Origin of the sequence: Flavobacterium sp. CSZ (assembly GCF_015350725.1) — a bacterium.
Taxonomy (GTDB): Bacteria; Bacteroidota; Bacteroidia; order Flavobacteriales; family Flavobacteriaceae; genus Flavobacterium.
Genome location: NZ_JADKPQ010000002.1, coordinates 19,735 through 37,652 on the forward strand (window position 1 = coordinate 19,735; position 17,918 = coordinate 37,652).

Sequence of the window (17,918 nt, forward strand, 5' to 3'; positions counted from 1 at the left end):
AAATTTAGTTAGTTAGTTTGGTATTATTTTTTAGCAGCTTCTCCTTCTTTTACTGCCGGTTTTTCTTCTGATTTTGGGCTTGATTTATACTTATCATTCAGAGCTTTAATGATATCTTTTGTAATATCATATTTCTCTTCAGCGTATAAAATCGAAGCAGCATCACCAGTACCGTAGATATAAGAATAACCGTTTTTCTTACCGTAATCTTTGATGAATTTTTTAACTCCACTTACTAGAGAATCCATTTCAACACCACTTTCCTGTTGCAATTGTTGAGACAAAGCTTGTTGAGCATAACCCAATTGTTGTTCTCTTTTTTGCAATTCAGCACCTCTTTGTTGAGCCCAAGCCTGACCGTTTGCTTGTGCCTGACTTTGAAAATTAGCAGCGTCTTGTTTAAAACGTGTAATCTCGGCTTGTAGTTGTCTTCCTTTTTCTTCAGCTTGCCCTTTGTATTTTGCTTCAAGGTCTTTTGCTTCAGTGTACTCTTTCATTAAAATTGAAGTATCTACGTAAGCTGTTTTTACTTCCTTTACTTCTGCAGTTTTAGTACATGAAACGGCGAAAATTGAAAGTGCGATAATTACTAATGCTTTTTTCATTTTTTGAATTTCTAATTTTTTAATGTATTGAAGACAAAAATATAAAAAAATAAATAGCATCAACATAAAGTTTAAAAAATGCTAGAATTTTATGATATTGTTTTTCTTTATGGAAAGAAAAATGTCAATAATTCAACGCTATTAAAAACGGCTTTCCTAGCTTTTATTACAAACACTTTCTCAAAAAAGACACTATTACCTTCACTTGACCTAAAAAGATGCCAAAAACATGCTTATTTTACGTTTTAGTCGTTTTTTTAATCTTAAAAGAAACTTGTATGCCTATTTTCCTAATTGATGTTTTTAAAACTCAAAACGGCAGAAAAATGTCAAAAAAATCATTTTGTCTTTTGAAATTTTAAAAAACAAAAATTAGAGTAACAACATTTTTAAAAACACTGCATTTCCAAAATATAGAATTCAATTTTCGAAAAAATCAAAATTCATAACAATTTTTATCTTCATGATTTCAAAACTTAAAATCAGAAAAATTCAGCCTTAAAATTTCAAAAAACTCGCATTTTTCATGGTATTGTTTTTATTTATGGAAGCTTCCTAAAGCATAAAAAACCACTATCAAAAGTGGCTTTCATAGCTTTTATTAGAAAGACGATCTCAAAAAAGACATAATTACTCCTCACTTACAATAAAAAAACGCCAGAAATACGCTTAAATTGCGTTTTACTTGTTTTTTAAGACATAAATGTGCGAGGAATACTCTTTAGTACTGCCCGCTTTTAAATTTGATTTTAAACCAACGAAAAAAGCACTGATGTAATTCATTTTTCCGGTTTTGTATTTTTCAGATAATAAACTCACATAAAAAGAATCAAATTTCATTGGAAGCACTTTTTCTAACTTCATGTCTACTTTTTCAAAAAGCGAGTGAATGGCTTTTTTCGAGAAATGCCAAAAGTGAATTGGCACATCATAAGCTGCCCAAAAAGTTTTGTAATGTTGCGCGTCGTAAGATTTAAAATTTGGAACCGCAACAATTAATGTTCCAGTTGGTTTTAATAAACGCTTCAATTCCTCGATTTGTAATTCTAAATTAGGAACATGTTCCAAAACGTGCCACATTGTAATCACGTCAAAAGAATTATTTTCAAGATCGCTAATTTCGTTCACAAAAGAAATTCCTTTTTGGATCGCAATATTTTTTGCCCTGTCGCTTGGTTCTACTCCAACAGTTTCCCAACCATCATTTTTTGCCGTTAATAAAAAATCTCCCGTTCCGGCACCAATATCCAAAATTCTTCCTTTTTGAGATTGTTCGTCATTGATCAAATTCAGTTTATTTTTTAAAGCAATATTTTTTACAAAGTGATATGCTTTTTCAAATAACGAACGTTTGTTATCCGTGTGCGAAATATAATCTTCGCTTTCGTAATATTTTCCAAGATTTTCTAAATCGGGTTGCGGAGATGTAATTAACATATCTAAATTTTCATCATGATACAATTCGAAAATTTCTTTAGATACAGAATGGTCTTTTACAGTAAGAAAATGTTTTTTGTTTAAAACGTCCATTTTTTAAATTATAGGTATTTGGTTTAATTTCATAGCAAACCCTAAAACCAGAAATTCTGTTTTTAGGGTCTATTTTTTATATTACAATTTTTCAGCGTTCCAATTAATTTTCACAGCCGAAAGTTTTTCATTTTCAATTCTAATGTCTTTACAAATCGTAAATCCGTTTTTCTCATAAAACTGAATTGGCGATTTGTACAATGTTGCATTTTGTTTTACTTCGTTTTTATTATCGATCACCCAACCATTCAAACTAGTATTATTCTTTTTTATTTCATTCATCAAAAGTGAACCATTTCCTTTGCCGTGTATTTCACTATTTAAAATTATAGCAAACCAATTTTCGTCTTCTCTCAAAAAAGTAAAAGTCCAACCCTGAATTTCATCTGAATCGTCAAGCAACAAATAATGTTTTGTTTTTGAAAGTCCGTTTAAATACAATTTAAAATCTTCAATAGTTTTCAAATTCAATTTTGCCGGATATTCGTTATTCCATAATTCACGTAAAGTTTCTTTTTCTTCTAATGATAAAATTTCTTTTTGAATAATTCTCATACAATGAATTTTAAATTTTGGTTATTTTGTCATTCGAGGAACGAGGAATCTCCGCAAGTAATTCCGTAATCAAAAGAATAAACTTTGTCGATCTTGCAACGGAGATTCCTCGTTCCTCGGAATGACAAACTATATCATTTCTTTATAAACAAACCAATATAGCTTTCTATTTAAAATTCGTTTCACGTGGAACAAATCCAATCTTCAATTTCAGATTATTTCAAAACCGAAAAACATATAAGTCAGAAATGGTTTCACGTGGAACAATTTAAGAAACAATCTCAGTATTCAATTTTCAGCATTCACTGAAAATTAAAAACTGAGATTGAATACTTTCTTACCTTCCCATATAAATCAACAAAACCGAAATATCACTTGGTGACACCCCGCTTATTCTTGAAGCCTGAGAAATTGTAACAGGACGAATCTTGCTCAATTTTTGTTTTGCTTCAATCGACATTGATTTAATTTTATTGTAATCGAAATTTTCCGGAATCTTCACTTCTTCTAAACGAGTTAGTTTGTCAGCGTTGTTTCTTTCCTTTTCGATATAACCAGAATATTTGACCTGAATTTCGGCTTGTTCCAAAATTTCCTGATCAACATCATTCGATTCTATATATTCTTTTACTTTCTCAAATTTCAACATATCCTCTAAATCTATTTGAGGACGTGAGAAGACTTTAAACATTTTATCACCTTGCGTAATCGGAGCTGTTTCTTTCGCTTCCAAAATCGGATTAGTTTCTGCAACCGTTACACTCGTTTCTCTAAAGAAAGCGACCATCTTTTCAGATTCGTTCAATTTCTTTTCCATACGGCGTAAACGCGCTTCAGAAGCAAGACCAATTTCATGCGACATTGGCGTTAATCTAAAATCGGCATTATCTTGACGCAACAATGTTCGATACTCTGCTCTCGATGTAAACATACGATATGGTTCTTCCGTTCCTTTCGTAATCAAGTCGTCAATCAAAACTCCAATATAAGCTTCATCACGTTTTAAAATTAGCGGCGCTTTTTCATGCACTTTTAAATGCGCATTTATTCCAGCCATCAAACCTTGTGATGCCGCTTCTTCATATCCTGTTGTTCCGTTTATTTGTCCGGCAAAATATAAACCTTCAACTAACTTTGTTTCCAAAGTATGTTTCAATTGTGTTGGCGGGAAATAATCATATTCGATCGCATATCCAGGACGGAAGAATTTCACATTCTCAAATCCAACAACAGAACGCAATGCTTTGAACTGAATATCCTCCGGAAGAGAAGTTGAAAATCCGTTTACATAAACTTCACAAGTATTCCAACCTTCCGGCTCAACAAATAATTGATGACGTTCTTTATCAGCAAAACGATTAATCTTATCTTCTATCGAAGGACAATATCTCGGGCCAAGACTTTTGATTCTTCCGTTAAACATTGGAGAACGATCAAAACCTTCTCTCAAAATATCATGAACATCCAATGACGTATATGTCATGTAGCAAGATCTTTGATTTGTTAAAGGAACCGTTAAATCAGAATAAGAAAACTTATCCGGTTTCGCATCTCCTTTTTCTTCGTTCATTTTAGAATAATCCAAAGAACGTCCATCAACTCGTGGTGGCGTTCCTGTTTTCATTCTTCCTGATTCAAATCCGGCTTTCACCAAATCTTCAGTAATTCCTGTTGCAGCACTCTCACCTGCTCTTCCTCCTCCAAATTGTTTTTCTCCAATATGAATCAAACCATTCAGAAAAGTTCCGTTTGTCAATACAACCGACTTAGATCGAATCTCTACTCCTAACGAAGTTCTGATTCCTTTTATCTTTCCGTCCTCGATAATCAAACCCTTTACCATCTCCTGGTAGAAATCCAAATTTGGAGTTCCCTCCAACATCATTCTCCATTCTTCAGCAAAACGCATTCGATCACTTTGAACTCTCGGGGACCACATTGCAGGTCCTTTCGATTTATTCAACATCTTAAATTGAATTGCCGTGCGGTCGGAAACAATTCCTGAGTATCCTCCAAGCGCATCAATCTCACGCACAATTTGTCCTTTTGCAATTCCTCCCATCGCTGGGTTGCAAGACATCTGTGCAATGTTCTGCAGACTCATAGTAACCAATAAAGTTTTGGATCCTAAATTTGCGGCCGCTGCCGCGGCTTCAGATCCCGCATGACCTGCACCAACTACAATAACATCGTATTCTTCTAAAAACATTTTGTTTTATTATTCTCTGCAAACCGTTTAAGGCGATCCTCAGAATTATTTTCTCATTCTTTTGTTCCACGTGGAACGGCGCTAATGCGCAACTTTTAAATTATGAAATTCCAATTTAGAAATTCCAATTCTGACCTAGAAATATGTTCTGGAAAAAATTGCGCTTACGCGCAATTCAAATACCAAAATTAAAATCTCAGTCTAAAATCTCAAACCATAATTTCATTCAAACAAATCTGTTCCACGTGGAACAGACTACAATCAAAACCATTCTTCTGTTTCAAAATAAAACCTTCCTAATTCTTTTCATGTTCCACGTGAAACATTTTTTTTTTAGAACACACGAATTAAATCACTACGTGTTCCACGTGAAACATTATATTTTTTTTACAATCTACAATCTTGAATATATATGTTCCACGTGAAACATTTTAAATTGTCTTCAGAATATTTGATCCCTTTTCAAATAGTTTCACGTGAAACACTCTTCTGTATAATCTAAATCTTCTGTCAATGTTTCACGTGAAACATTCGAATTTGGAATTTAAACTTTTGGATTTATTTATTTTTATTGCTGTTCCACGTGAAACATCGCAATCTTCTCATCTTCTTTTGAACGCATAAGTTCAGCTTCAGAATGACTCTTGTCTTTATATCCACAATAATGAAGTATACCGTGAGCCAAAACTCTTTTTAATTCTTCTATAAAAGAAACATTAAAATCCTTAGCATTATCCTTTACTCTTTCTACAGAAACAAAGATATCTCCGTTTAGTTCGTTACCTACTGTGTAATCAAAACTGATAATATCTGTTAGTGTATCATGATTTAGATATTCTACATTTATCTTATGAAGATATTCATCATCACAAAAAATGTAATTTATCTCTCCTTCATTTTTATTTTCAGAAACGATTACAGCACTCAACCAATCTGCAAAGGCTTGTTCGTTCTCTAAAGTAAATTCGGTTTCGTAATTAAAATTGATCATTTTGTATTAAAATATTCTTGAACCTTTTGATTAAAATTCGAGCGCAAAGGTAGTGATTGTCTGTTTAATATCTCTACACTGTTTAAATAATCCAATAACGAACTTGGTAGTGCATTTGTTTTATTAGAAAATTCAGTCTTATTTGTTTCAGATTGACGCTTTGTATCTTGCCCCTGTTGTTGAACTGCATTATTTAATTTTAATAATTCTTGTTGAATATTAAGGATACGTTGCAGGTTCTCATTCTTAAAACCTTTATTCAAAAGTTGTTTTTCCGAAGCTTTCATTTGATCAATTACAGATCTTCCTTGAGAATCTAAACCTTGTTTGGCTAATTCTTTTTGTAATGCTTCACGAAGTTTTACTTGTTCTTTATAGATTTCCATAATGGCTTCAGCATCTCCTTCTCCATCATCACCATCTTTTCCGTCATTTCCTTTGCCTCCATTTTTATCTCCTTTACCATCTTTTCCCTGACCACTTTTTCCTTGTCCCTCTTTTCCTTGTCCTTGCTTTCCATCTCCAAATTTACCTTGTTGTCCTTCACCCTGTTTATCTCCAGGTTTGTCACCGGGCTTATCTCCAGGTTTCATTCCTTCTTTCATTTTATCAGCAAGACCTTTTTGCTTTTGTATAATATCCGGTAATTGCATCCCTTGCCCGTCACCAGGTTTTGGTTTTCCTGCTCCCGGTTTCGACATAGACATCTGCATGTTATTTAATAAATCACTTAAAAAATCTGCCAATTTATTTGCAGATGAAACCGCATATTGCTGGTGCGAAACTCCTTTTGGAACCTGAACATCACTTAAAGTTTCAATAGCTTTATCTATATTGTACTGAACATTTCCTATTTCTTTTGTTACATCTTCGGCTACTTTTGGGTTACGTAAAGACAGTGCAAACAAACTATCATCGACGTGTTTAAACTGTTGTTTTAAATTCTGCTGCACTTTAATGTTCTTCGTGAAAGCTGAAGAACCCAACTTCATAGATTTAAATTGTTTCATCACATCTTCCTGAGATAACGAATAAGCAAGAAGATTATCCAAAACCTGACGAAGCATTGCAACATCTTCTTCTAACTGTTCTTGTTCTCCGCCTTCCATACTTGAATCCATTTGCTCTGCCATACTCTTCATTTTCTTGGCTGCACTTTTTTGTTTTGGCTTAGCCGAAGAAGAATTCTTTTTACTCAATTCTTCAGAAGCTTTCTTCAAATCATCCTTGACATCTTTCTCTTTTGAAGCATCAGAAGGAATATCCAAAGGAGCTTTCAATGTCTTGTTTTCCTCTTTCAGATCTTTTAAATCTTCCTGAATTTTATCAAAAGCTTTATTAATATCTTCTTGCTTGTCCTGTGTATTTTCTTTTTCTTTATTCGAAAGCTGCTCTTGCTGATCTGCTAACTTCTTTAATTTATCTGCAACCTGTTCTGCTTTTTTAGAAACATAAAAACGTTTAGTTAGTTCAACCAATTGCTCCAGATTACGAGATTGGTTCTTACTGATTTGTTTGAACTTTTCCATCTTGTCAAACAAATCTTCGCTATTCAGTTTGTCGTTTAAGTTCTTCAACTCATCCATCAACTTCTGATTTTTTTCTAAATCTTTCTCTGCATTGTCTAAACGTTTTTGCAAATCATCAGCTGTTTTATCTTTCTTTTCAGATTGAAATTTATCTAGATTCTTATTCATTTTCTCTGCAAATTGTTTCATCATTTCGTCTTGCTGTTTCTGACGTTTGATAAAATCATTTACTTTTTGTTGGTCTTTAAACTCTAAATTATCTTTCTCTTTTCCTGCTTTCTGAATCTTATCCATTTCAGAAAATTGCTTGGTTTGATTCTTCAAAGACTTCTCTAAACTATTGATATTTTCATTTTGCTGTTGTAATTCCATATCATGAATTTCATCTGTAGTAGAAACACGATCAGAAAAAACAGAAGACTTTGTACTCTTAAATCCATTTGGTGCATCATTATCAAAAACCTCAAAATAGTATTCATAAGATACTCCTTCCTGCACGGCAAGATTACTTGGGAAGTTAAAAACAAACTGATCAAATACACCGGACTTCACAGGTATTGTTCCACGCTTGGCAGTGTTTGGTTTGTTACGTTCGTAATACACAACCTGAAGTTTATACAATCCGTAGTCATCACCTAGCCTACCTAAAACATAATTTTTATCCAGCTTTAAACTGTCCGGCGCAGGGCTAACTGTGATCGTTGGATGCTGATCTTTGATAACGGAGAGCTGATAATCTAGTTTTTCGTAGTTTTTAACCTTATTATTCGATGTAAGAATTTGATATTCTGTATTTTGACTGATATTTTTAGCCAATTTAAACTCATTTTCGGCCTTATTGAACTTAAAAGTTGAATTATCATCTTTCCAAACAATTTCCTGAGTCGATTGTGTATTCATTTTCCAGGTTACCAAAGTTCCTTCCGGTACAATTGCATTTCCTGTCCCCTGAATAGTTTCTGATTTTTTCTTTAGATAAGATGGAAAATTTAACACCATTTCGAAGTTGGCAATAGATGGAACTGTGATTACTTTCAACTCATATTCTTCAGATGAAACCGAATTTCCTTCAAAATAAAACTGAACATTGGATACCGGTTTTTCAATCTTGAATTCGAACTTTCCAGGTTGAGATGATTCCATAAAATAACTTTCGTTACCAATATGGATCATTACATTTTCCGGAACTATGTTTCCAACGGATTCCATTTTAATCACGAAATCTTTGTTTTGTTCTGTTTGTAAATTAGAATTTAGAACTACAAATTTGAAAGGTGCCGGTGGTAAAAATGTCGCATTAAAATGTACTACTCTATTTAAACTTTGAGAAATAATATTACTATTTCCTGAAATATAAAACACAGCAAAAAGTAAAATTGGAATAATAGCTAATGGCAAATACTTTTTGTTGGTTTTAAAATTAATGGCATTCCCAAACGGAATTGGCTGCAATGAATTTGCTTTTTGCTCTATCGAAGCCAACATCAACTCTGAACTTTCTGTTGAATTCTCAGAAGCTGACAATTGCAAAAAGTTCGTCAGCTTATCACTTACTTCTGTAAAATGATTTCCAATAATAGTTGAAGCCTGATTATAATCAATACCTTTTTGAAGTTTGAACAACTTAAAAATCGGGAACAAAATAAAACGAAACAATAGAAACACTTCTACCACAATAAATATCCAGAATAATAATGTTCTTCCTAATGGTTTCAACCAAAGAAAATACTCAATAAATAGCGTGAACAAGAAATACAATAATCCAAAACCAATAAAAAGAAGTCCTCCTTTTATCAATTCATTCGTATAATATTTCTTTATAAATGCTTCTAGCTTTTGGTATATAGCAGATGTTGTTTTCAAAGTATATCTGTTTTATTTATAACCCATAAAAGTACTAATTATAATAATACCTTTTAAGATTCTAAGTTACTAAGACGCTAAGGTTCTAAGATCGAAAAATCTGAAATCAACATTCTAAAATCTAAAATCATAAAACGTATCTTTGCATCAAAATTTAAACAAATGTCAAAGCAAGTTCGTGTGCGTTTTGCACCAAGTCCAACAGGACCTTTACATATTGGCGGAGTTCGTACTGCCCTATTTAATTATTTATTTGCCAAAAAAAACAATGGTGTTTTTTATTTAAGAATTGAAGACACAGACCAAACTCGTTTTGTTCCTGGTGCCGAAGCTTATATTATGGAAGCACTAGAATGGTTAGGAATTTCTCCTGAAGAAACCGTTGGGAAAAATGAAAAATTTGGTCCGTACAGACAAAGTGATCGTAAAGAATTATACCAAACTTATGCAGATCAGTTGATCAATTCAGGTTGGGCATATTATGCTTTTGATACTCCGGAAGCTCTTGATGCTTTGAGAAAAGAACAAGAAGCTGAAGGAAAAACATTTATTTACAATCATACCATTCGTGAAAAGTTAGATACTTCTCTGGTAATTTCTGCTGAAGAAGTAACTAAAAGAATTGCAAATGGAGAACATTATGTGATTCGTTTTAAAACTCCGGTTGATGAAACTTTGCATTTGAAAGATATCATTCGTGGTGATGTAAAATTCGAAACGAGTTTACTTGATGATAAAGTACTATTCAAAAGTGACGGAATGCCAACATACCATTTAGCGAATATTGTTGATGATCATTTGATGGAAACATCACATGTAATTCGTGGTGAAGAATGGTTGCCATCAATGCCACTTCACGTTTTATTATACAGAGCTTTTGGTTGGGATGCTCCTGAATTTGCACATTTACCTTTGATTTTAAAACCAGTTGGAAACGGAAAATTATCTAAAAGAGATGGAGATAAATTAGGATTTCCTGTGTTCCCATTAGAATGGAAAACCGAAGAAGGTATTTCATCTGGTTACAGAGAGAAAGGATTTTTCCCGGAAGCAGTTGTAAATTTCCTTGCTTTTTTAGGTTGGAATGACGGAACTGATAAAGAATTATTTTCGTTAGAAGAATTAGTTGAGTCTTTTGACTTGAACAGAGTTCATAAATCCGGAGCTAAATTTGATCCTGAAAAAAACAAATGGTTCAATCACCAATATTTGATCAAACAAAATAATGAAGATTTAGCGACAAGCTTCACACCTACTTTGGTAGAAAAAGGTGTTGATATTTCTAAATTTGACATAACAAAAATTGTTTCTTTGATTAAAGAAAGAGCTCATTTTGTTTCTGAATTTTGGGATTTGACTGATTTCTTTTTTCAGGCCCCAACATCTTATGATGAAAAAGCAAGCAAAAACTGGAAGGAAGAAACTCCGGCTTTAATGCAGGAATTGATTTCTACCCTTGAATATATCGATGGATTTGATTCTGCAAATATTGAAGCAATCGTAAAAGACTGGTTAATTAAAAACGAAATCGGTATGGGGAAAGTAATGCAGCCTTTCCGTCTAAGTTTGGTTGGAGCTCTTAAAGGTCCTCATCTATTTGACATTGTTGAAATCATTGGAAAACAAGAAACTATTGCAAGAATTCAGAAAGCAATTTCAACACTATAATTTTTTTTACCATTAAGATATTAAGTTCATAAAGCTTGGCTTAATTTTTCTTAATCTCTTAATGGTAAAAAATAACTTTATATTAAACGCTAATACACATTGATAAAATGTTGTTAGCTTTTTTTTTACGCTTAAAAAAATTGAATTTGGCAGATTATTCGTAATTTACCAGATCATAAAAACTAAATCAATATCATTATGGGTACAGCATTTATTATCATTTTAGTCTTAGGATTTTTTATTTTAATGTCTTCCTTTTTCACCGTTAAGCAACAATCATCGGTAATTATAGAAAGATTTGGAAAATTTCACAGCGTGAGAAATTCAGGATTGCAACTTAAAATTCCAATAGTTGACAGATTGGCCGGACGTGTAAATCTGAAAATTCAACAACTTGATGTTATCATCGAAACCAAAACTAAAGACAACGTTTTTATCAAAATGAAAGTTTCGGTTCAGTTTAAAGTAATTCAGGAAAAAGTATATGATGCTTTTTATAAACTAGAATATCCGCACGATCAGATTACTGCTTATGTTTTTGACGTTGTTCGTGCCGAAGTTCCTAAACTAAAACTGGATGATGTTTTTGAAAGAAAAGATGATATCGCGATTGCAGTAAAAAGAGAATTGAATGAAGCGATGACTACTTATGGATATGATATTATCAATACTTTGGTAACAGATATTGATCCGGACATTCAGGTTAAGAATGCCATGAACAGAATTAACGCTGCTGACAGAGAAAAAACGGCCGCTGAATTTGAAGCTGAAAGTTCAAGAATCAGAATCGTTGCAAAAGCAAAAGCCGAAGCAGAAAGTAAACGTTTACAAGGACAAGGTATTGCAGATCAGCGTCGTGAAATTGCAAGAGGTTTAGTAGAAAGTGTTGAAGTTTTGAACAATGTTGGGATAAATTCTCAAGAAGCTTCTGCCCTTATTGTAGTTACTCAACATTATGATACATTACAAGCCATTGGTGCTGATGCCAATTCTAACTTGATCTTGTTACCCAACTCTCCCCAGGCCGGAAGTGATATGTTGAATAATATGGTGGCATCGTTTACAGCATCAAACCAGGTTGGTGAAATGATGAAGAAAAACAACAAAAAAATAGAGAAGAAACCTAAACCTATTGAACCACAATCAGGTTACGAAGATGACATTCTACCAGAAACAAAATAATATTACAAAATAAAAAAGAGGCTTAATTGCCTCTTTTTTTATTGATAAACCAGTTGATTATATACGGTAAAATTGATTGTAAAATTTGCGGATATGATCTGGTAAAATATTCTTTATAAGAAGAAAAAACGCCACCAACAATACTTTGTGGTGTTATAGATTCTTTTGTTTTTTGAAAACTTAAGACCAGTTTTTGATAATTGATCTCCTTCTCGAGTTTCAAAATTTCTAAATCTCTTTCGATTGCTGCGTATGATGAGTATTTTTTAGTTTCCATAATTAGTCATTAAAAAAGATTTCTGAAAATTTCTCTAATATCGGGCCTTCAACAAACTTGTCCTTCAGGAAGAAAAGTAAAATTGTAAAGAGCAAATAGATCCCTCCTACTGCCAGAAAACCAAGTGCATTACTTTCGAACAAAGCTCCAAAAGCATATGCTGCGGCAAAAGATCCAAAAATCATTACCATACTAAAACACAATAAAATCAAAGTAAACTTTAAAATTAAAGTTGTTGATTTCATGGCTACTTTAAAACCCCAAAGTTTATAATAAGCTAAATGACTTTCCATATAAACTTTAGCCTGATCCTGAATATTCTCGGTGTTTTCTTTTAATTCTTCAAATGCCATAATTGTAATTTTAATTAAAAAAAAAGAAGCACAAAACTCATGACTCAATAACTGCAGTCGATTATTCTAAAATTAAAATAACCAAACAATCATCAAAATCACATTGAGCTTTGTGCTTCCTGGATTATTATTTTTGAAGCTTAGCGTTTTGCGCTTTTAAGTCAGCTAATTTAGATTCCAAAAAACCAATTACTTCTTCAGTTTTATAACTCATGTTTGAAAGTAACTCTCCATAAGTTCCGTCTAAATTTTCTTTTGCTTTTGTAAATTTTTCACGTAGAACTTCAGAACTTGCTGAAAGTGAATCTTGCAAATTATGTTTCGCATCATCTAAACCTTCCTTAAGTTTAGCACGGGTTTTTGATCCTTTGTCCGGAGCAAATAAAATTCCGATTGCTGCTCCTACTGCAGCACCAGCTAAAATTGCTGCAACTGTATTTACGTTTTTTGACATAATATTAAAATTTAAATGAATACTAAAGGTACTGTTTTTTTGAATTATAAATTATTGCTTAAATGTAATTTAATAAAAATTAACACTAAATTTAATACACATAAGCAACAGCTTCATACTTACCATCTGCTTTTTCAACAATACTCACAAATGGATATCCGCTTGAAGCCGATTGTGTTTTGATTCTCATAGCAGTCTGGTTTTTATTTGCAATTGGCGGTTCTCCTTTTGTCTTTGTCGAGACTCCTGAAAAATTGGCCACTTGTTTTAAACCTATTGTCTTGTCCTGAGATAAAACAGTTACGAATTTATAATCTGATTTTGAATCTACTATAACTTTATCAGAAACTTTCTGAGTTTGATTAGATTGTTTATTGGTAATTTTTGAAACTGCGTATTTGCTAATTTTATGTTCTTCGGCACTTCCGTTCAAGGAATAATAAACCAAATCATTTTCGACTTTTATAAAATTAACATCCAGTTCTTCACCATTGTGTTTTGTAATTTGGTGCGTTTGAGAAATTGCAATATTTGCAAATAAAATCGATAGCGTAAAAAATAGAATTTTCATAATATTAAAATTTAAGGATTAAAATTGTTTTTGCCAAAACGAAAGACAAAATTTCAAATAAGCCATAAAATTAATTTCATGAAATTTTTAAATTATGAACTACCCTCTGAAAAATACTTTTACGCTAGAAGTATTATCAAAATACAATCACAATTACAATTGACCATAAAACCAATCTTTAGAATTCAGATTTAGAATTAGCCCTAAAACCAAAAATTATTCATTTTTAAATTTTAGAAAAATTCAGATTCGATTCTTAAGTGAAATTAGAAATTTCACACTTTAGATTTGACCTTTGGATAAAAATACCAACTTTATAAACAATTGTATGTTAACAACCCGTTAAACTAAGAAAATAGAGCTCAAAAACTTAAATAAAGCTTAAAAATCAACAATAATTCAAAAGATGATTAATGACATGAAAGAAATGAAAAAATAGCTTAAAATCAACTTATGAAAGCCATTTTTAATCGTATCCATCTATTAAAATTACATTCTACATAGTTTTACTAAATAATAATTAAAAACATTTAAATTAAAAATTAATATAATTTTAATTGATTATATAAAATCAGCACATTTTAAAATATGTGCTTAAAATTAAAACTTGAAATAAACCTAAATAAATGATGATTTTACTTTTAGAAGCAATTTTACCTTAAAAAGTCATAAAATTAGACAAAACAAAATCGAAAATTAAAATAAAGACATCTATTAAATGATTTTTTAAAATATGATTAATAACCTAAAAGAGTTAAAAAAATAGCTTAAAATTAATTTATGAATGTCATTTTTAATCGGTAAAAATGATATCAAATTCAATAATAATAGTTTTAATATATAATAGTCAAAAACTTAAAAAATAAAAATTAGTATAATAAAAATTGATTTTGAAAATCTAGTAGTTGAAAATTGACAAATGAAAAATCTAAAAAAGATGAGAGATGACTAAATCATAATCAACCTTCAACTTTATAAACAATTAGATGTTAACAACCCAAAAAACAAAAACTAGGTCTAAAATTAAAATAAGAGCTTATATTTAATTATCTTTTAAAAGATGATTAATGAGATGGAAGAATTAAAAAATTCACTTAAAATCAATTTATGAAGGTCATTTTTAATCTCCTAAAACTATGATTTTTTATTTTTCAATAGAAAACTTAAATAATAAAAAAAGCGCTTATAAAAAGCGCTTTTCGATAGATTATAATGATATTATATCTTTACCATTTCCTTAAGAATTTCAATTTCTCTCTCTGATGCATTTTTTGGAGGATTTGAAAATAATTTCAAAATATCATCGTCAAATTGATTTCTCAAATTTGAATCTTCAATATCTCTTAAATTCAAAAGTGCTTTCGAACGAACATAAGTTGACTCACTTCTTAAAGACATTGTATATAATTTTTTGATATCATCTTCTTCAAAATCCTTAGATTTCAAAATTGAATATTTCAAAATAAACTGAGCAAATAACAATGATCCTTTATTATTGTTGATATTCTTCTTTAATGAATTTTGCAATAAAGAAAAACTTGAAACATTTTTGATGCTCTCCCCTATTGCACTTTCGATTGCAATACGTTCCGGTTTAGTCTCAACTTTAAAATATTTGTTGATATCTTTCAAAGAATTATTGATGCTGTTTTCTTCTTTTTTACCTTTTTCTTCCCAGGCATCTTTAAGTCCAACAGTCTTGTTAAAAACTAATTTTGAAGGAGTTGAATCTTTATCAACAGTAAAATAACCCAAACGTTGAAACTGAAATTTATCCTCGTTTTGAGCTGTTGATAAACTTGGTTCAACAAATCCGGTGATAATTTCCAATGACTTTGGATTCACAAAATCTAAGAAATTTTTGTCTTTATAACTGTCCGGAGCTTCATCTGTAAACAAACGATCATACATACGAACTTCTGCTTCAACTGCATGAGAGATAGAAACCCAGTGTAATGTTCCAGACACTTTTCTTTGACTTGCTTCTGTCCCGCTTCCGCTCAAAGAATCCGTATCATATGTTACATGAATCTCTGTAATATTTCCGTCTTCATCTTTTTTAACACTTTCTCCTTTAATAATATAGGCATTTTTAAGACGTACTTCTTTTCCTAAAGTTAAACGGAAAAATTTAGCAGGAGCTTCTTCAAGAAAGTCCTCTCTTTCGATGTACAATTCACGGGAAAAAGGTACTTTTCTGAAACCTGCATTCTCATCTTCCTGATTATTTTCGGCTTCTAACCACTCCTCTTTTCCTTCAGGATAATTTGTAATCACCAATTTTACAGGGTCTAAAACAGCCATTACACGAGGTGCAATTTTGTTTAAATCTTCACGAATACAAAACTCTAAAACCGATACATTGATCAAATTATCACGTTTTGCAATTCCGGTTGTATTGGCAAAATTACGTAAGGAAGCAGCAGTATAACCACGTCTTCTTAGTCCTGAAATTGTTGACATTCTTGGATCATCCCAACCCTTAACATGCTTTTCCTTAACTAATTGCTGCAATTTTCTTTTACTAACAACAGTATGTGATAAGTTACGTCTTGCAAATTCTCTTTGCTTTGGACGTAGTTTATTATCCTCTAAAATCTGGTCTAAAAACCAATCGTATAATTCACGGTGAGGCAAGAATTCAAGTGTACAAAATGAATGTGAAATTCCTTCTAAATAATCACTTTGCCCATGTGCCCAATCGTACATTGGATAAATTTTCCAGGCATCTCCAGTTCGGTGATGTTCTTTATGTAAAATCCTGTACATGATAGGATCACGCATCAACATATTGGTCGATTTCATGTCTATTTTTGCACGAAGGATATGGGTTCCAGCCTCAAATTCACCATTTTTCATTCTTTCGAATAAACCCAAATTCTCTTCAACAGAACGATTTCTGTAAGGAGAATCTGTTCCAATCGTAGACGGAGTTCCTTTTTGGATGGCCATATCTTCAGAAGACTGGCTATCAACATAAGCTTTATCTTTTTTAATTAATAAAACTGCCCAATCGTATAATTGTTGAAAATAATCAGATGCATAACGTTCTTCTGCCCAGGTATACCCTAGCCATTCAACATCTTTTTTAATTGCATCAACAAATTCCTGTTCTTCTTTTTCTGGGTTTGTATCATCAAAACGTAAATTCACAGGAGATTGATAATCAATTCCTAAACCAAAATTTAATGCAATAGAACTTGCATGACCAATATGTAAATAACCATTTGGTTCTGGTGGAAAACGAAAATGAAGTTTGCTTTGCAAAAGACCTGATTTAAGATCTTCTTCTATGATTTGTTCAATAAAATTGAGTGATTTATCTTCTGATGCCATTATTTTATAGTAATTTTAGCAAAGATAAAAAAAAGGTTTCAGGTTTCAGGTTTAAAGTTACTTAACTGGCGTTAAACCTGAAACTTTAAACTTGAAACAACAAGAAAATGGGAGTTATAAAATTAAAAAACATTCGTACTTTTTCCTACCACGGATGTATGATTGAAGAAGGAAAAATTGGATCTGACTACACTGTTGATCTAAAAATTAAAACTAATTTACAGAAATCAGCCGACACAGATCATCTTGCAGACACGGTTGATTATGTACATTTGAACAAAATTGTTACCGAAGAAATGGCCATTCGTTCGCATTTATTAGAGCATGTAGCCAAAAGAATCAATATTCGAGTACTTGCTGAAATAGAAACTGCAGAAAAAACTACAGTTTGGGTTTCTAAAATAAATCCTCCTATTGGTGGTGATGTTGAATCAGTTACTATAAAAATGAGTAAAATCAGAGCTTAATTCTTTAAATTAAAAAGCTTTTTTTTTAAAATAGTTACTTTTAAACTTTTGAAATTTAAAGATTTTAGTTACTTTTGCCATCCGTTCAATTACGGCGTCGTGGCCGAGCGGCTAGGCTGGGCTCTGCAAAAGCTCCTACTCCGGTTCGAATCCGGACGATGCCTCAAAAAGAGATACAGAAATGTGTCTCTTTTTTTTATGTTTAATTTTTAGTAAAAATTAGATAAAGATTTAGGTTCGAATCCGAATCATACCTCAAAAAACTTCACTGAAATCTCTTTTTATCTAACTTTTCCACAATCTTGTCATCTCGAGGAAGGAAGAATCA

14 protein-coding genes and 1 tRNA gene are annotated in these 17,918 nt (G+C 31.8%); 4 read left to right on the top strand and 11 right to left on the bottom strand.

Annotated features, from left to right (window positions below):
* Positions 1–23 precede the first annotated feature (23 nt).
* From IRZ78_RS02255 to IRZ78_RS02280, 6 genes are all read right to left on the bottom strand, one after another.
* On the bottom strand, positions 24–605 hold the full coding sequence (locus tag IRZ78_RS02255; protein ID WP_065452018.1) for an OmpH family outer membrane protein: 582 nt from the start codon (positions 603–605) through the stop codon (positions 24–26).
* Between the two features lie 681 nt (positions 606–1,286).
* Positions 1,287–2,135: a class I SAM-dependent methyltransferase gene (locus IRZ78_RS02260; protein WP_194614986.1), complete on the bottom strand. Its 849-nt coding sequence runs from the start codon at positions 2,133–2,135 to the stop codon at positions 1,287–1,289.
* A gap of 81 nt (positions 2,136–2,216) precedes the next feature.
* Positions 2,217–2,690 (bottom strand): GNAT family N-acetyltransferase, encoded by a 474-nt coding sequence (locus IRZ78_RS02265; RefSeq protein ID WP_194614987.1) that lies wholly within the window; start codon positions 2,688–2,690, stop codon positions 2,217–2,219.
* 337 nt (positions 2,691–3,027) lie between these two features.
* Positions 3,028–4,899, bottom strand: a complete 1,872-nt coding sequence (gene mnmG, locus IRZ78_RS02270) for a tRNA uridine-5-carboxymethylaminomethyl(34) synthesis enzyme MnmG (protein ID WP_194614988.1) — start codon at positions 4,897–4,899, stop codon at positions 3,028–3,030.
* 568 nt (positions 4,900–5,467) lie between these two features.
* Positions 5,468–5,890: an rRNA maturation RNase YbeY gene (ybeY, locus tag IRZ78_RS02275; protein ID WP_194614989.1), complete on the bottom strand. Its 423-nt coding sequence runs from the start codon at positions 5,888–5,890 to the stop codon at positions 5,468–5,470.
* Entirely contained in the window at positions 5,887–9,282 is a 3,396-nt protein-coding gene (locus tag IRZ78_RS02280; RefSeq protein WP_194614990.1) for a DUF4175 family protein, read from the bottom strand. Before IRZ78_RS02280 ends, ybeY begins: the two co-directional genes overlap by 4 nt.
* A gap of 162 nt (positions 9,283–9,444) precedes the next feature.
* On the opposite strand from IRZ78_RS02280, the gene gltX reads away from it, so the two are divergent.
* Both gltX and IRZ78_RS02290 read left to right on the top strand, forming a co-directional pair.
* Positions 9,445–10,950, top strand: coding sequence for a glutamate--tRNA ligase (gene gltX / locus IRZ78_RS02285; protein WP_194614991.1), 1,506 nt, complete (start codon positions 9,445–9,447; stop codon positions 10,948–10,950).
* 198 nt (positions 10,951–11,148) lie between these two features.
* The gene (locus IRZ78_RS02290; RefSeq protein WP_194614992.1) at positions 11,149–12,132 is read left to right on the top strand and encodes an SPFH domain-containing protein; all 984 of its coding nucleotides are present in this window, start codon (positions 11,149–11,151) and stop codon (positions 12,130–12,132) included.
* A gap of 22 nt (positions 12,133–12,154) precedes the next feature.
* Here IRZ78_RS02290 and IRZ78_RS02295 read toward each other — a convergent pair whose 3' ends face one another.
* From IRZ78_RS02295 to IRZ78_RS02315, 5 genes are all read right to left on the bottom strand, one after another.
* Positions 12,155–12,409 (bottom strand): DUF6327 family protein, encoded by a 255-nt coding sequence (locus IRZ78_RS02295; RefSeq protein WP_194614993.1) that lies wholly within the window; start codon positions 12,407–12,409, stop codon positions 12,155–12,157.
* 2 nt (positions 12,410–12,411) lie between these two features.
* Positions 12,412–12,762, bottom strand: a complete 351-nt coding sequence (locus IRZ78_RS02300; RefSeq protein WP_194614994.1) for a competence protein — start codon at positions 12,760–12,762, stop codon at positions 12,412–12,414.
* Between the two features lie 127 nt (positions 12,763–12,889).
* Positions 12,890–13,216, bottom strand: a complete 327-nt coding sequence (locus IRZ78_RS02305; protein WP_173973362.1) for a YtxH domain-containing protein — start codon at positions 13,214–13,216, stop codon at positions 12,890–12,892.
* A 91-nt stretch (positions 13,217–13,307) separates the two neighbouring features.
* Positions 13,308–13,787 (bottom strand): hypothetical protein, encoded by a 480-nt coding sequence (locus tag IRZ78_RS02310; protein ID WP_194614995.1) that lies wholly within the window; start codon positions 13,785–13,787, stop codon positions 13,308–13,310.
* A 1,218-nt stretch (positions 13,788–15,005) separates the two neighbouring features.
* A complete protein-coding gene (locus IRZ78_RS02315; protein ID WP_194614996.1) occupies positions 15,006–17,123 on the bottom strand; it encodes a glutamine--tRNA ligase/YqeY domain fusion protein in 2,118 nt (705 codons plus the stop codon).
* A 107-nt stretch (positions 17,124–17,230) separates the two neighbouring features.
* On the opposite strand from IRZ78_RS02315, the gene folB reads away from it, so the two are divergent.
* Both folB and IRZ78_RS02325 read left to right on the top strand, forming a co-directional pair.
* The gene (gene folB / locus IRZ78_RS02320; RefSeq protein ID WP_194614997.1) at positions 17,231–17,590 is read left to right on the top strand and encodes a dihydroneopterin aldolase; all 360 of its coding nucleotides are present in this window, start codon (positions 17,231–17,233) and stop codon (positions 17,588–17,590) included.
* 93 nt (positions 17,591–17,683) lie between these two features.
* Positions 17,684–17,754: transfer RNA gene (locus tag IRZ78_RS02325), tRNA-Cys, on the top strand.
* Positions 17,755–17,918 lie beyond the last annotated feature (164 nt).

Bases quoted from the DNA above. Each gene is read 5' to 3' on its own strand.
- IRZ78_RS02260 (WP_194614986.1), bottom strand. From the start codon at position 2,135: ATGGACGTTTTAAACAAAAAACATTTTCTTACTGTAAAAGACCATTCT.
- IRZ78_RS02295 (WP_194614993.1), bottom strand. From the start codon at position 12,409: ATGGAAACTAAAAAATACTCATCATACGCAGCAATCGAAAGAGATTTA.
- IRZ78_RS02310 (WP_194614995.1), bottom strand. From the start codon at position 13,787: ATGAAAATTCTATTTTTTACGCTATCGATTTTATTTGCAAATATTGCA.
- IRZ78_RS02305 (WP_173973362.1), bottom strand. From the start codon at position 13,216: ATGTCAAAAAACGTAAATACAGTTGCAGCAATTTTAGCTGGTGCTGCA.
- IRZ78_RS02255 (WP_065452018.1), bottom strand. From the start codon at position 605: ATGAAAAAAGCATTAGTAATTATCGCACTTTCAATTTTCGCCGTTTCA.
- mnmG (WP_194614988.1), bottom strand. From the start codon at position 4,899: ATGTTTTTAGAAGAATACGATGTTATTGTAGTTGGTGCAGGTCATGCG.
- folB (WP_194614997.1), top strand. From the start codon at position 17,231: ATGGGAGTTATAAAATTAAAAAACATTCGTACTTTTTCCTACCACGGA.
- IRZ78_RS02315 (WP_194614996.1), bottom strand. From the start codon at position 17,123: ATGGCATCAGAAGATAAATCACTCAATTTTATTGAACAAATCATAGAA.
- IRZ78_RS02290 (WP_194614992.1), top strand. From the start codon at position 11,149: ATGGGTACAGCATTTATTATCATTTTAGTCTTAGGATTTTTTATTTTA.
- IRZ78_RS02300 (WP_194614994.1), bottom strand. From the start codon at position 12,762: ATGGCATTTGAAGAATTAAAAGAAAACACCGAGAATATTCAGGATCAG.
- ybeY (WP_194614989.1), bottom strand. From the start codon at position 5,890: ATGATCAATTTTAATTACGAAACCGAATTTACTTTAGAGAACGAACAA.
- IRZ78_RS02265 (WP_194614987.1), bottom strand. From the start codon at position 2,690: ATGAGAATTATTCAAAAAGAAATTTTATCATTAGAAGAAAAAGAAACT.
- gltX (WP_194614991.1), top strand. From the start codon at position 9,445: ATGTCAAAGCAAGTTCGTGTGCGTTTTGCACCAAGTCCAACAGGACCT.